At 30.5% G+C, this 13320-nt stretch carries 11 protein-coding genes; 10 read left to right on the top strand and 1 reads right to left on the bottom strand.

Annotated elements, in window-relative coordinates:
• The first annotated feature begins 103 nt into the window (after positions 1 to 103).
• The 9 genes from H9661_RS03730 (at position 104) to H9661_RS03770 (ending at position 10445) form a co-directional block, all read left to right on the top strand.
• Positions 104 to 2452 carry a DNA translocase FtsK gene (locus tag H9661_RS03730; RefSeq protein ID WP_191767778.1) on the top strand — a complete coding sequence of 783 codons (2349 nt, stop codon included), beginning with the start codon at positions 104 to 106 and terminating at the stop codon, positions 2450 to 2452.
• A gap of 70 nt (positions 2453 to 2522) precedes the next feature.
• On the top strand, positions 2523 to 3860 hold the full coding sequence (rimO, locus tag H9661_RS03735) for a 30S ribosomal protein S12 methylthiotransferase RimO (RefSeq protein WP_143314919.1): 1338 nt from the start codon (positions 2523 to 2525) through the stop codon (positions 3858 to 3860).
• Positions 3844 to 4434: a CDP-diacylglycerol--glycerol-3-phosphate 3-phosphatidyltransferase gene (gene pgsA, locus H9661_RS03740; protein WP_143314920.1), complete on the top strand. Its 591-nt coding sequence runs from the start codon at positions 3844 to 3846 to the stop codon at positions 4432 to 4434. The genes rimO and pgsA overlap by 17 nt, the downstream gene beginning before the upstream one ends.
• 188 nt (positions 4435 to 4622) lie before the next feature.
• Positions 4623 to 5684 (top strand): recombinase RecA, encoded by a 1062-nt coding sequence (recA, locus tag H9661_RS03745; RefSeq protein ID WP_143314921.1) that lies wholly within the window; start codon positions 4623 to 4625, stop codon positions 5682 to 5684.
• A 361-nt stretch (positions 5685 to 6045) separates the two neighbouring features.
• Entirely contained in the window at positions 6046 to 7590 is a 1545-nt protein-coding gene (gene rny, locus H9661_RS03750; RefSeq protein WP_143314922.1) for a ribonuclease Y, read from the top strand.
• A 164-nt stretch (positions 7591 to 7754) separates the two neighbouring features.
• Positions 7755 to 8015, top strand: a complete 261-nt coding sequence (locus H9661_RS03755; protein WP_143314923.1) for a stage V sporulation protein S — start codon at positions 7755 to 7757, stop codon at positions 8013 to 8015.
• 128 nt (positions 8016 to 8143) lie between these two features.
• Complete coding sequence (locus H9661_RS03760; protein ID WP_143314924.1) at positions 8144 to 8404, top strand: HPr family phosphocarrier protein; 261 nt, start codon at positions 8144 to 8146, stop codon at positions 8402 to 8404.
• Between the two features lie 227 nt (positions 8405 to 8631).
• The gene (purB, locus tag H9661_RS03765; protein ID WP_143314925.1) at positions 8632 to 10062 is read left to right on the top strand and encodes an adenylosuccinate lyase; all 1431 of its coding nucleotides are present in this window, start codon (positions 8632 to 8634) and stop codon (positions 10060 to 10062) included.
• A gap of 239 nt (positions 10063 to 10301) precedes the next feature.
• Positions 10302 to 10445 (top strand): hypothetical protein, encoded by a 144-nt coding sequence (locus H9661_RS03770; protein WP_185966693.1) that lies wholly within the window; start codon positions 10302 to 10304, stop codon positions 10443 to 10445.
• Positions 10446 to 10552: 107 nt separating this feature from the next.
• Here H9661_RS03770 and H9661_RS03775 read toward each other — a convergent pair whose 3' ends face one another.
• Positions 10553 to 10723 (bottom strand): hypothetical protein, encoded by a 171-nt coding sequence (locus H9661_RS03775; protein ID WP_143314926.1) that lies wholly within the window; start codon positions 10721 to 10723, stop codon positions 10553 to 10555.
• Between the two features lie 166 nt (positions 10724 to 10889).
• Between H9661_RS03775 and recQ the strand changes: the two genes are divergently transcribed.
• Positions 10890 to 13319 (top strand): DNA helicase RecQ, encoded by a 2430-nt coding sequence (gene recQ, locus H9661_RS03780; protein WP_143314927.1) that lies wholly within the window; start codon positions 10890 to 10892, stop codon positions 13317 to 13319.
• Position 13320 lies beyond the last annotated feature (1 nt).

A 13320-nucleotide genomic window follows, 5' to 3' on the forward strand; every position in this document is an offset into this window, starting at 1 on the left:
TGCTATGTAGAAATAACTAAAGTGAGGTGATTAGAAAGTGGGTAGACAGACCAAGAATAAAAATAGCAAAAAATCTACAAAGAGTAGTAAGGAAAGCAGCAAAATGGAAATTAAGGGTATTATATTTGTTGCTATAGGATTACTGACCTCAATAGCTATATATACAGATTTAGCAGGATTTTTATCAAGTTTTGCTCAAAGAGTATGCCATTTAGTAATTGGTATTGGATCATATATGCTTCCAATTTATCTTTTATATTTAGGATATACTTATTTTAAAGAACGAGGAAATATTACTTTAGGAAAAAGATTTTATGGAGTAACACTTTTTATAGTAGTCATAATTTTTATTAGTGGAACTATATATATACAATCTGTAGAAGATCCAGATAATTTTGGAGGTAATTTAGTAACTATATTCAATTTAGTAGCAGAAGGAGAAAGAGCACTAAATGGTGGATTGATTGGATATATTATAACTTTTCCATTATATAAATTTATAGGTGCTGTTGGATCATATATTCTATATATTGCGCTTTTAATAATTGCGTCTATATTAGCTTTTGATTTTTCAGTGGTGAAGGCAGGAGAAGTTGCTAAAAATAAAAGTAGAGAATATAGATTAAAAGATAAATCAAAAAAACAAGAGGTTAAAAAAGAAAAATTAGATGATGATTATATTAAGTTATTATCTAAGCAGAATAGCACTGAAGAAAAATCAAAAGATGAATTTTTAAAAGATGTTGACCATAAAATTAAAATTTTAGATTTTATGAAAAACTCATCGATTGATGATGAAGAGGAGTTAGAAGCAGAAATAGCAAGTGATAATGATATTTTTATGAGTAATAAGAGAGAGCAACCTACATTAATAGAGCAGCAAGCTCCATTAAATGAAAAAAATCATAAAAAGGAAAAGCTTAATAATGAAATTAAAGAAGTAATTAGTAAGGAAATAGATGAAACAATAAGCAATGTTAATAGTTATGAGGAAAAAAAGGAATATATTTTTCCAAGTACTGATTTGCTTAATCCAAATAGTAAAACGCAATTAAATAGTTCTGATAAAAAAGATTTAATAGATAATGCTAATAAATTAGAAGAGACTCTAGGAAGTTTTGGAGTAGAAGCTAAGGTGCTACAAGTAACAAAAGGGCCTTCGGTAACAAGGTTTGAGCTGCAACCTAGTCCAGGAGTTAAGGTTAGTAAAATAGTAAATTTAGCAGATGACATAGCATTAGGACTTGCCGCTTCAGGAGTAAGAATTGAAGCACCTATTCCAGGAAAGGCTGCAGTAGGAATAGAAGTTCCTAATAAAAAGCAAACACCAGTATTTTTAAGAGAAGTGCTAGACTCAGATGAATTCAAAAATTCAAATAAAAAATTAGCATTTGCATTAGGTAAAGATATAGGAGGGTCTTGTGTTGTTGGAGATTTAAGTAAAATGCCACACACGTTAATAGCTGGGGCCACAGGGTCAGGTAAGAGTGTATGCATCAATTCATTGATAATAAGTATCTTGTATAAGTATTCTCCTGATGAAGTTAAACTTTTAATGGTAGATCCAAAAGTTGTAGAATTAAATGTTTATAATGGGATACCACATCTTTTAATTCCAGTAGTTACAGAACCTAAGAAGGCTGCGGCTGCTTTAAATTGGGCTGTAAATGAAATGACTAAAAGATACAACTTATTTGCAGAAAAAGGTGTAAGAAATGTGGATTCATATAATGCCTTATATGAAAAAGGGAGCGTTGAAGAAAAACTTCCTTATATAGTTATAATTGTAGATGAACTTGCAGACTTAATGATGGTTTGTCCAAATGATGTTGAAGATTATATTGGTCGTTTAGCACAGATGGCAAGAGCAGCGGGTATGCATCTTGTAATTGCTACACAAAGGCCATCTGTAGATGTAATAACGGGAGTCATTAAGGCAAACATACCTTCAAGGATATCTTTTGCAGTTTCATCTCAGGTAGATTCTAGAACTATTTTAGATAGCTCGGGAGCAGAAAAACTTCTTGGAAAAGGAGATATGCTGTATGCTCCAGTAGGAGAAAATAAACCTCAAAGAGTTCAAGGATGTTTTATTTCAGAGGAAGAGGTTGAGAATGTCATACAGTTTATAAAACAAGATGACAAAGAAATAATTTATGAAGAATCTATATTAGATCATATAAATAATGAAACTGAGGGAAGTAATTTAAGCGAAGGTGATGATGTAGATGAATTACTATCTGAAGCTATAAAATTGGTAGTAGATTATGAGCAAGCATCTACATCTTTTTTACAGAGAAGATTAAGGATAGGATTTAATAGGGCTTCTAGAATAATGGACCAACTTGAAGAGAGAGGGATCATTTCGCCAAAGGATGGAAGTAGACCAAGACAAGTATTATTAAGTAAAGATGAATTAATAAATTCTTCAGAAGATGATAATGAAAATTAGCTTGTAATCCCAAGTAAAGAGTTATAAAATTGATTTAGTAAACATAAAGGATACGCAGGAGGAAAATAACTTGAAAAAATATAAAGTAGGTATGGTAAGTCTAGGTTGTGATAAGAATAGAGTTGATTCGGAAATTATCCTAGGAACCATGAGTAAAGAATATGAAATAACTAATAATGCTAAAGAAGCTGACATTATTATCGTTAATACATGTGGGTTTATAGAAAAAGCGAAACAAGAATCTATTGATACCATATTAGAAATGGCGGAGTATAAGAAAAAATACAATTGTAAGCTTTTAATTGCTACAGGTTGCTTAACTCAAAGATATGGAAAAGAACTTAGCGAATTGATGCCAGAAATTGATATAATGCTTGGAGTTAATGATTATAAAAAGATAGATGAGCATATTAAAGTTTACATAGAAAATGAAAAAAAATCTTTAGAAGTCAACTATTCAGATGTAAATATAAATGAAGGGGAAAGAATATTAACAACTGATAAATATACAGCTTATATTAGAATTGCTGAAGGATGCAACAATTTTTGTACTTACTGTATAATTCCTAAGATAAGAGGAAAATTTAGAAGTAGAGAGATGGATAATATTCTTAAAGAAGCAAGAGAGCTAAGTAATAGCGGTGTAAAAGAGATCATTCTAGTTGCGCAAGATACAACACTTTATGGCACTGATATATATGGAGAAAAGAAACTGCATATATTATTAAAAGAGCTTTCCAAAATTGAGGGAATTGAATGGATTAGAGTTCTTTATTGCTACCCAGAAGAAATATATACAGAACTTATTAGTGAAATAGCATGTAATAATAAAGTAATGAAATATCTAGATTTACCAATTCAACATATAAGCGATAATATACTTAAATTAATGGGGAGAAAAACTACCAAGGAAGATATCATAAGAAAAATTAATGAACTTAGAAATAAAGTTTATGGAATTACATTAAGAACATCATTAATAGTAGGGTTTCCAGGAGAAAGTAAAGAGGATTTCAATGAACTTAAAGAGTTTTTAAAAGAATTTAGATTAGATAAGGTTGGAGTTTTCAAATATTCAAGAGAAGAAGGTACTCCAGCATCAGTGATGAAAGATCAAGTTTTAGAAGAAATTAAAGATACAAGAGAAGAAGAACTTATGTTGGTTCAAAAAGAAATTTCTAAAGAGATAAATGAATTGAAAGTTGGCAATGTTTATGATATTCTTGTTGAAGGGGATAATGGAGAATATTATTATGGAAGGAATTATGAAATGATTCCGGAAATAGACGGAAATATATTCTTTAAAAGTACTAGAGAGATAAGAAAAGGTGCAATTGTTTCAGTTAAGATAATTGACTGTACAGAATATGATTTAGTAGGAGTTGTAGATTATGAATCTTGCGAATAAATTAACTTTAGTTAGAATATTTTTAGTTCCAGTTTTTCTAATATTTATAGCTGCTAAAGACATTCCTTATGGTACATTTATTGCTACATTTATATTTGTTTTAGCATCATTAACTGATAAGTTGGATGGATATATAGCTAGAAGCAGAAATCAAATAACTAACTTTGGAAAATTCATGGACCCTCTTGCAGACAAGCTGCTTGTAACATCTGCATTAATTTCACTGGTTGAACTTCAAGTAGTTCCAGGATGGGCTGCAGTCATTATAATTGCACGTGAATTTGCAGTATCAGGACTTAGAACAGTAGCAGCTTCTGAAGGGAAAATAATTGCTGCTAGTTGGTGGGGAAAAATAAAAACTGTTATTCAGATTGTCGCTATTATAGTTTTACTTTTACAAGTAAATATAGGAACATCAGCATATTTAACAAAGTTGGTAATTGATACTGAATTCTTTAAGGATTTCTTTCAGTTTATGCCACAGATATTATTGGATGTAGCAGTAATAATTACGTTAATATCTGGAATGGATTACTTTAGAAAAAATAAAAATACTATTTCCACTAACAAATAATTTGGTTTGCATTTATGCAAACCTTTTTCATTGAAAGTTGAAATGATTAATTTAATACTTTTTAGGATAGAATATAGAAAATAAAAAAGTATGTGGGATATAATAGTATTTTTATTGACGAGAGAAAAATCATATATTATAATATACATATAGAACATAAGTTCGAAAGCAGAGAGGTGTAAAATATAATGAGTAATATAAATGTTGATAAATTAAAAGCTATAGAAAGTGCTATGGGTCAAATAGAAAAGCAATTTGGTAAAGGGTCTGTAATGAAACTAGGTGAAGATAGTCATTTAATAGTAGATGCAACTTCAACAGGTTGTCTTGATTTAGATATTGCACTAGGAATTGGTGGAGTTCCTAAGGGAAGGATAGTAGAAATATATGGACCAGAAAGTTCTGGTAAGACTACAGTAGCTTTGCATATTGCTGCAGAAGCACAAAAAAATGGTGGAGCTGTTGCATTTATAGATGCAGAACACGCTTTAGATCCAAGTTATGCTAGAAAGATTGGAGTAGATACTGAAAATTTAATAGTTTCACAACCAGATACAGGAGAACAAGGTCTTGAGATAGCGGAAGCATTAGTTCGTTCGGGAGCTATAGATGTACTTATAGTAGACTCGGTTGCAGCTTTAGTTCCTAGGGCTGAAATAGAGGGGGAAATGGGAGATTCACATGTAGGTCTTCAGGCTAGATTAATGTCACAAGCGCTAAGAAAGTTAACAGGTACTATAAAGAAGACCAATTGCGTTGCTATATTCATAAATCAATTAAGAGAAAAGGTAGGAGTTATGTTTGGAAATCCAGAAACTACTACCGGAGGTAGAGCTTTGAAATTCTATGCATCTGTAAGACTTGATGTTAGAAGAATAGATTCCATTAAAACTGCTGATGCTATTATTGGTAATAGAACAAGAGTGAAAGTTACAAAGAATAAGGTTGCACCACCATTCAAACAAGCCGAATTTGATATCATGTATAATGAAGGAATTTCTAGAACAGGAAATATAGTAGATGTTGGAGTAAAAGAAGGTATTGTTCAAAAAAGTGGGGCGTGGTTTTCTTATGGTGATGTGAGATTAGGGCAAGGAAGAGAAAATGCAAAAATATATTTAAAGGATAACCCAGAAGTAGCTTTAGATATAGAAAATCAAATAAGAGAAAAATACGCACTTCCTCTAAACACTAATTTACCACAAGAGCCTTCAGAAGAAGTAGACAAAGTTGAAGTAGAAGATAAATAATAAGAAAATATTTTAAGGTACACCTTGCTATTTATATATAACTAAATAGCAAGGTGTATATTTTATTAATTTATAAATAAAATAAATAATAGAGCTATTCGTTTAACAGACCTAAGTAAAGGTTTTCTTAAAGCGCGATAGCATGAGAGATTCATAGGAAAATCAAGTATTTATGAGATATAGCTATATTATATATTTATGAATCCCATTATTAATGAAACTTGACATAATTCTATTTTTCAGCTAAAATAATAACAAATACTGGTTTATCACATTCTTACTATTAGTGAGAAAGATATGACACCTAAACTACGCTTTCTTATTTATTTAAGATAGATAGTAAAGGCTAGGAGGTGTTTACGTGCCAACGTATTTAATAATAATAATAATAGATATACTTGTGCTGTTTATATTAGGTTTTATATCCTATAAGAGTATTCAAACAGCGTCAAAGAAGAAAATTGAATCGCTAGAAAATGAAGCAAAAGAAGTTTTGGTTGTAGCAAAAAAAGAAGCTGAAGCAACTAAGAAGGAATCTATATTAGAAGCAAAAGAAGAAGTTCATAAATTAAGAACTGATTTGGATAGAGATTCTCGTGAAAGAAGAAATGAGCTTCAAAGACTTGAAAGAAGGTTGATTCAAAGAGAAGAGTTACTTGATAAAAAGAGTGATGCTCTTCAAAAGAAAGATGATGCACTCAATGAGAGAATTGTTGAAATCGATAATATGGAAGTGAAAGTGAAAGAACTTGCTGAGCAGAGAAGGACGGAACTTGAAAGAATATCTGGACTTACTAGTGAAGATGCTAAGCAAATCCTATTAGATGAAATCAAGAAGGAAATTACTCATGATGCAGCCTTAATGATTAAGGACATCGAAGGTAGAGCTAAGGAAGAGGCAGACAAGAAGGCTAGAGAAATTGTAACAACTGCAATTCAAAGGTGTGCTGCTGATCATGTGTCTGAAACAACTGTTCAGGTTGTAGCTTTACCAAATGATGAAATGAAGGGAAGAATAATAGGTAGAGAAGGAAGAAACATTAGAACCCTTGAAACATTAACAGGAGTAGATTTGATTATTGATGACACTCCAGAAGCAGTTATTTTATCAAGCTTCGATCCTATAAGAAGAGAAGTAGCTAGAATGGCACTAGAAAAGTTAATAGTGGATGGAAGGATTCATCCGGCTAGAATTGAAGAGATGGTTGAGAAATCTCAAAGAGATGTTGAAAATGAAATCAAGGAAGAAGGAGAGCAAGCAGCTCTAGAAACTTCAGTGCATGGATTACATCCTGAGATAATAAGACTTCTTGGAAGATTGAAATATAGAACTAGTTATGGTCAAAACGTTTTAAAGCATTCCATAGAAGTTTCGTATTTAGCTGGTTTAATGGCTTCAGAATTAGGTTTAGATGTTACTCTAGCTAGAAGAGCTGGTTTATTACATGACATAGGTAAGGCCGTAGATCAGGAGCAAGAAGGTCCTCACGCCTTAATTGGTGGAGATCTAGCTAAGAGATACCATGAGTCTCCTATTGTAGTAAATGCCATCGCAGCCCATCATGGGGACGTAGAGATGGAATCTTTAGAAGCTATTTTGGTTCAGGCAGCAGATGCTATTTCCGCTGCAAGACCGGGTGCAAGAAGAGAGACCTTAGAAGCATACATCAAACGTTTGGAAAAGTTAGAAGAAATTGCAAATTCTTATGAAGGCGTAGAGAAGTCATATGCAATTCAAGCTGGTAGAGAGATTAGAATTATTGTTAAACCAGATCATGTTGACGATGTCGGAGCAGTAGAACTAGCACGTAATATTGTAAAGAGCGTCGAAGAACAATTAGAGTATCCAGGTCAAATTAAAATCAATGTTATTAGAGAAACTAGAGCAGTTGATTTTGCAAAATAAAGTTGAAAAATACATTTTGTTTATCAAAATGTATTTTTTATTTTTATTTATTAAAAAAAAAGAGGAATTTTACAATACAAGTAGAATATATTAAGTATGCATGATTGGGGGATGTCAACCTATAATGTAAACGATTAGTAAAAATGCTAGGAGGAATAATAAAAATGGAAGTATTAAAAGTGTCAACAAAATCAAATCCGAATTCAGTAGCAGGTGCTTTAGCTGCAATAATTAAAGAAAAGAGTATAGTAGAGATACAAGCAGTTGGAGCTGGAGCTATAAATCAAGCTGTTAAAGCTATTGCAATAGCGCGCGGCTTTGTAGCGCCAAGTGGTAAAGATATTGTTTGTGTACCTGCCTTCACCGATATAGAGATTGATGGAGAAGAAAGAACAGCAATAAAGTTAATTGTTCAACCACGATAATTTACACAATTATGGATAAAATTGAAACTTGGGGGAAAGCTAAATAAAGTATTGAAATTATTTTCAAAGTCATATATAATAATAAAAGTTAAGTGAATACTTATAGTTTATTTAAAGAGGTGAATACGATGGTTTCAAAAGAGGTTTTAGTAAAGAATGGTACTGGTTTACATGCTAGACCAGCTACATTATTAGTAAAAAAGGCTTCATCTTTCAAGTCTGATGTAAGCATTGAGTTCAATGGTAAAAAAGCAAACGTTAAGAGTTTAATTGGTGTTTTATCATTAGCTGTTACTAAAGATTCTTTAATTAAGGTTATAGCTAGCGGTGATGATGAAGCATTAGCTTGTGAGGAAATTGCTAAGTTAGTAGAAAACTTAGAAGATTAATTCATAAAGAAAGGCCCTTTAGGGGGCCTTTTTAATTTGCAATTTTTTTATTATATAATGTTTTATGTATATGGGAATAATTTAATTGAGTGATGTAATTATATTAAAATTGAATTTTTAAAATTAAAATATGAATTTTTTTTAAAAAGGTGAAAGATTTTAGTTTATATGATATAATACGAATGATAATAAAGAAACAGCGAAATATATTCGTGCGGAGGTTGAAGATGAGAGATTTATATAATAATCCTTTAAATTCGAGATATGCATCTAGAGAAATGAGTTATATATTTTCAGATGATATGAAATTTACAACATGGAGAAAGCTCTGGGTTTCCTTAGCTGAATGTGAGAAGGAATTAGGATTAAATATTACTGATGAACAGATAATTGAGTTAAAAGCTCATATAAACGATATTAACTATGAAGATGCAGCTAAAAGAGAAAAGGAAGTAAGACATGATGTAATGAGTCACGTGTACGCCTATGGACTTCAATGTCCAAGTGCAAAAGGAATTATACATCTAGGCGCTACAAGCTGTTACGTTGGAGATAATACGGATATAATAGTGATGAGAGATGCATTACTACTGATAAAGAGAAAGATTGTTACAGTATTACATAGATTAAGCAATTTTGCAATGAAGTATAAAGATATGCCTACATTAGGCTTTACTCATTTTCAGCCAGCTCAATTAACTACAGTAGGTAAAAGAGCAACATTATGGATGCAAGATTTAGTTATGGATATTGAAAATATAGATTATTTGATATCTACGCTTAAATTAAGAGGAGTCAAAGGAACAACAGGAACTCAAGCTAGTTTTATGAATCTTTTTGAAGGTGATGAGGAAAAGGTTAAGCGACTAGATAAAATGGTGGCAGAAAGAATGGGATTTAAGAAAAGCTTCGGGGTTACAGGCCAAACCTATCCTAGAAAATTAGATTCAATTGTATTAAATACACTTTCAGAAGTTGCACAGAGTGCATATAAGTTTTCTAATGATTTGAGATTGTTACAAAATATGAAAGAAGTTGAAGAGCCATTTGAAAAGCACCAAATTGGATCATCGGCTATGGCATATAAGAGAAATCCTATGAGAAGTGAGAGAATGGGAGCTCTAGCAAGATATGTAATAGTTGATTCGTTAAATCCTGCTATTACAGCTTCTACTCAATGGTTTGAAAGAACACTAGATGATTCAGCTAATAAAAGAATAGCAGTAGCAGAGGCGTTCTTGGCTTTAGATGGTGTATTGAATCTTTATATAAATATTGCGGAAAATATGGTTGTCTATGATAAGGTTATAGCTGCGCATGTAAACAATGAACTACCATTTATGGCCACTGAAAATATAATGATGGAATCTGTAAAAAGAGGTGGAGATAGGCAAGAACTTCACGAAAGAATTAGAGAACATTCTATGGCAGCAGCGCAAAGAGTAAAAGGAGAAGGATTAGATAATGACCTTATTAAACGAATAATAGAAGACGATGGATTTAAGTTAACTAAAGATGAAATTATAGAAATAATTGATCCAATGAAGTTTGTTGGTAGAGCACCAAGTCAAGTCGTTGAATTCGTCAATGAGTATGTTAATCCTATTATTCAGGAAAATAGAGAGGCTATAGATGTTAGAAGTGAGATAAATGTTTAATTAGTAGAGAATTAAAAAGTTGTTTTAAAATGTAGATAATATATTTTAAAACAACTTTTATATTTTTAACAAAGAAATAAATATTTTATTAGGATAGTTGAATACGTATTCAATAATTGTTATAATATGTATTAAGAGATAAAAATTTCAAAAGGGTTATAAATAATTCAATAATGCTATGAATATTAATGATTATATATGTAAATAATAATTACTAAATTGGAAAGGGAGGGATTGAAATGGATAATAACAATTGTATACCATCTTTAGATAATTATGTGGCAAAGTTTATGGATGAAACAGGTTGTACGTTTGAAGAAGCGTGTGATGAACTAGGAATAAAGGAAGATGACTTTATCAATAAAAGGACCATAAAAGGTTAGTTTTTTAGGATCAAATTTTCAATTAGAGAAAGCAAAGAGTCTTGCTCTAAATCTCTAATTGAAATTTGGTCGTTAATTATATTAAAGTTAATAAATAGAATTAAATTTTACTTGTTATGTGATAATTTTGACCTTTTAGTATATTTCTTGCCATTTTCGTGAGAACCGATTTTTTTCCCATCTATTATGCCAATATCAGATCCAGCCTCAGAGTACATCTTACGTAATTCAGAATTAGATTTTGGATGATCTTTTAGTCTGTTCTTATTGTTATCCATATAAATGCCTCCTTTAGATATTCTTCTGTTACTAGGTTTCCCTATAAAATTAATATTATTTATCAACTGTAAAAAGCTATTTTTATTTATATTTAGAGTTACTAAGAATTTATGTTCTTTTTAAGTATGTTAATATATATAGAGAGAGTATAGGAGGAGTGATTCTTTGAATGAAAAAACTTTAAAAATTTTAGAAAAATATTATGGATATAAAAACTTTAGAAAAGGGCAAGAAAAAATAATCGAAAGTATTTTAGAGAAAAAAGATTTGCTAGCAATTATGCCAACTGGTGCTGGAAAATCAATTTGTTATCAAATACCTGCATTGATTTTTCACGGGATAACTATAGTTATATCTCCATTAATATCATTAATGAAGGATCAAGTCGATTCTTTGAGGTCAATTGGGATTGAGGCAGCATATATTAATAGTAGTCTTGATAATGATGAACTTAAAGAAATTTTTTATGGTTTGAAAAATAATAAATATAAAATAATATATGTTTCGCCGGAAAGGCTCGATTCAAAAATATTTTTAGAAGTAGTTGATGCAATTGATGTGTCGCAGATTGCTATAGACGAGGCACATTGCGTATCTCAATGGGGACATGATTTTAGAGTAAGTTATAGAAAAATAGGAAGTTTTATAAGTAGAAGAGACAATAAACCAGTCATAACAGCATTTACAGCCACAGCATCCTTGGAAGTTCGAAATGATATAGTTAGAATGTTAAATCTCAATGATCCGGAAATATTTGTGAATGGTTTTGATAGGGAGAATTTGGAAATTAGTATAATTAAAGAAGGAAGAAAAGAGAGATTTTTAAAGGAGTATATCCAAAAACATTCTGATATTTCAGGAATAATATATTGTGCAACTAGGAAAGATGTTGATTCAATTTATGAAGAAATTACGAATTTGGGATATCAGGTGGGAAAGTACCATGCTGGACTTAAAGATATGGAGAGAAAAGAATTTCAAGACATGTTTATCAAAGATAAAATAAATATTATGATTGCAACAAATGCTTTTGGTATGGGAATAGATAAGCCTAATATTAGATTTGTAATACATAACAATATGCCTCAAAGTATAGAAGCATATTATCAGGAAATTGGTAGAGCTGGTAGGGATGGTGAAAAAAGTGAATGTATTTTATTATTTACTCCAGGGGATATTCATTTGCAAAAGTATTTAATAGATACAGGACTTAGAAGTGAGCAGCGGAAGATAATTGCATATAAAAAACTTCAAGATATGGCCTCGTTAGTATATTCAGCAGATTGTTATAGAAAATATATATTAAACTATTTTGGTGAGGAAGCTATAGATAATTGTAATAACTGTAGCAATTGCTTAAGTGAAGGTGAAGTCACTGATAAAACAGTAGAAAGTCAAAAAGTTTTATCATGTATTGGAAGAATGAAAAGTGGATTTGGAATAACTATGGTTGTAGATGTATTAAGAGGATCTAAGAGCCAAAAGATTATTAATTATAATTTTCACACATTGTCAACCTACGGAATTATGAAAGAATATAAAAAAGACGAGTTAATAGCTTTTGTAAATACGCTTATATCACATGGTGTTATAGATCAAGTTGAGGGTACATATCCTATATTAAAATTAAATAACTTATCTGTTAAGGTGCTAAAGGGCGAACATAGAGTGCTATTAAAAGAAGCTAAAGTAAAGGATTATGGATTTAAGGAAAATAATTTGTTTAATATATTAAAAGAAATAAGATTTAGCATAGCCTCTGAGGAAGGTATACCTCCTTATATGGTTTTTGGAGATGTGACATTGAAAGAAATGAGTACTAAATTACCAGAAACTAAAGAAGAATTACTTGAAATTTCAGGAGTAGGAGAAATTAAATGTGATAAGTACGGATTTAAATTTGCTGAAGAGATTAGAAAATATATTATTGAAAATAATACTATAAAGTCAAATAACGATGTGAATAGTATTAATAACAAAAAGTTTTATGTAAATAGTGACGAAAATCTATATCAGAAGCTTAGAAATTTGAGAGAAACTATAGCATTGAAAGAAAACAAAATTCCGTACTCTATAATCCATCAGAATTCATTAAAGGAGATTAGTGGTAGGTATCCTTTAACATTGGAGGAATTGGGTGATATCAGTGGAATTGGACCAAAAAAGATAGAGGCATATGGAAGAGATATAATATGTATAGTAAAAAATTATATTGAAGATAATAATTTAAATAGAAATTGGCAGGTAAAAGGAAGGTTAAAACTAGTTATTGATGGGGAAGAAAGAGAGAATGAAGAAATAGTTATAGATATGCTTAATGAGGGATATGAAATTAGTGAAATTTCAAATAGAACAGAAATCTCATTATCTACTATATTAGGATATGTTACTGAATATATTAAAGAAAATGGTGAGATTTTATTTAAACTGAATATAGATAATCTTTACAAAAAAGAAGAGGAAGAAGAAATTTTAATGGCTTGTAAAAGGTTTGGAGTTGAAAAAATAGGAGAAATTAAGAAAAGTTTAGACCCTAGAATTAAATATGAATCAATAAGAGCTGTAATTTTAAAAAATTATTATAATATAGTATAAC

The sequence above is a fragment of the Clostridium cibarium genome (assembly GCF_014836335.1).
Lineage (GTDB): Bacteria > Bacillota > Clostridia > Clostridiales > Clostridiaceae > Clostridium > Clostridium cibarium.

Coding starts and splice junctions, on each gene's coding strand:
- H9661_RS03730 (WP_191767778.1), top strand. CDS start 104: ATGGAAATTAAGGGTATTATATTTGTTGCTATAGGATTACTGACCTCA.
- pgsA (WP_143314920.1), top strand. CDS start 3,844: ATGAATCTTGCGAATAAATTAACTTTAGTTAGAATATTTTTAGTTCCA.
- recA (WP_143314921.1), top strand. CDS start 4,623: ATGAGTAATATAAATGTTGATAAATTAAAAGCTATAGAAAGTGCTATG.
- H9661_RS03755 (WP_143314923.1), top strand. CDS start 7,755: ATGGAAGTATTAAAAGTGTCAACAAAATCAAATCCGAATTCAGTAGCA.
- H9661_RS03760 (WP_143314924.1), top strand. CDS start 8,144: ATGGTTTCAAAAGAGGTTTTAGTAAAGAATGGTACTGGTTTACATGCT.
- purB (WP_143314925.1), top strand. CDS start 8,632: ATGAGAGATTTATATAATAATCCTTTAAATTCGAGATATGCATCTAGA.
- H9661_RS03770 (WP_185966693.1), top strand. CDS start 10,302: ATGGATAATAACAATTGTATACCATCTTTAGATAATTATGTGGCAAAG.
- H9661_RS03775 (WP_143314926.1), bottom strand. CDS start 10,723: ATGGATAACAATAAGAACAGACTAAAAGATCATCCAAAATCTAATTCT.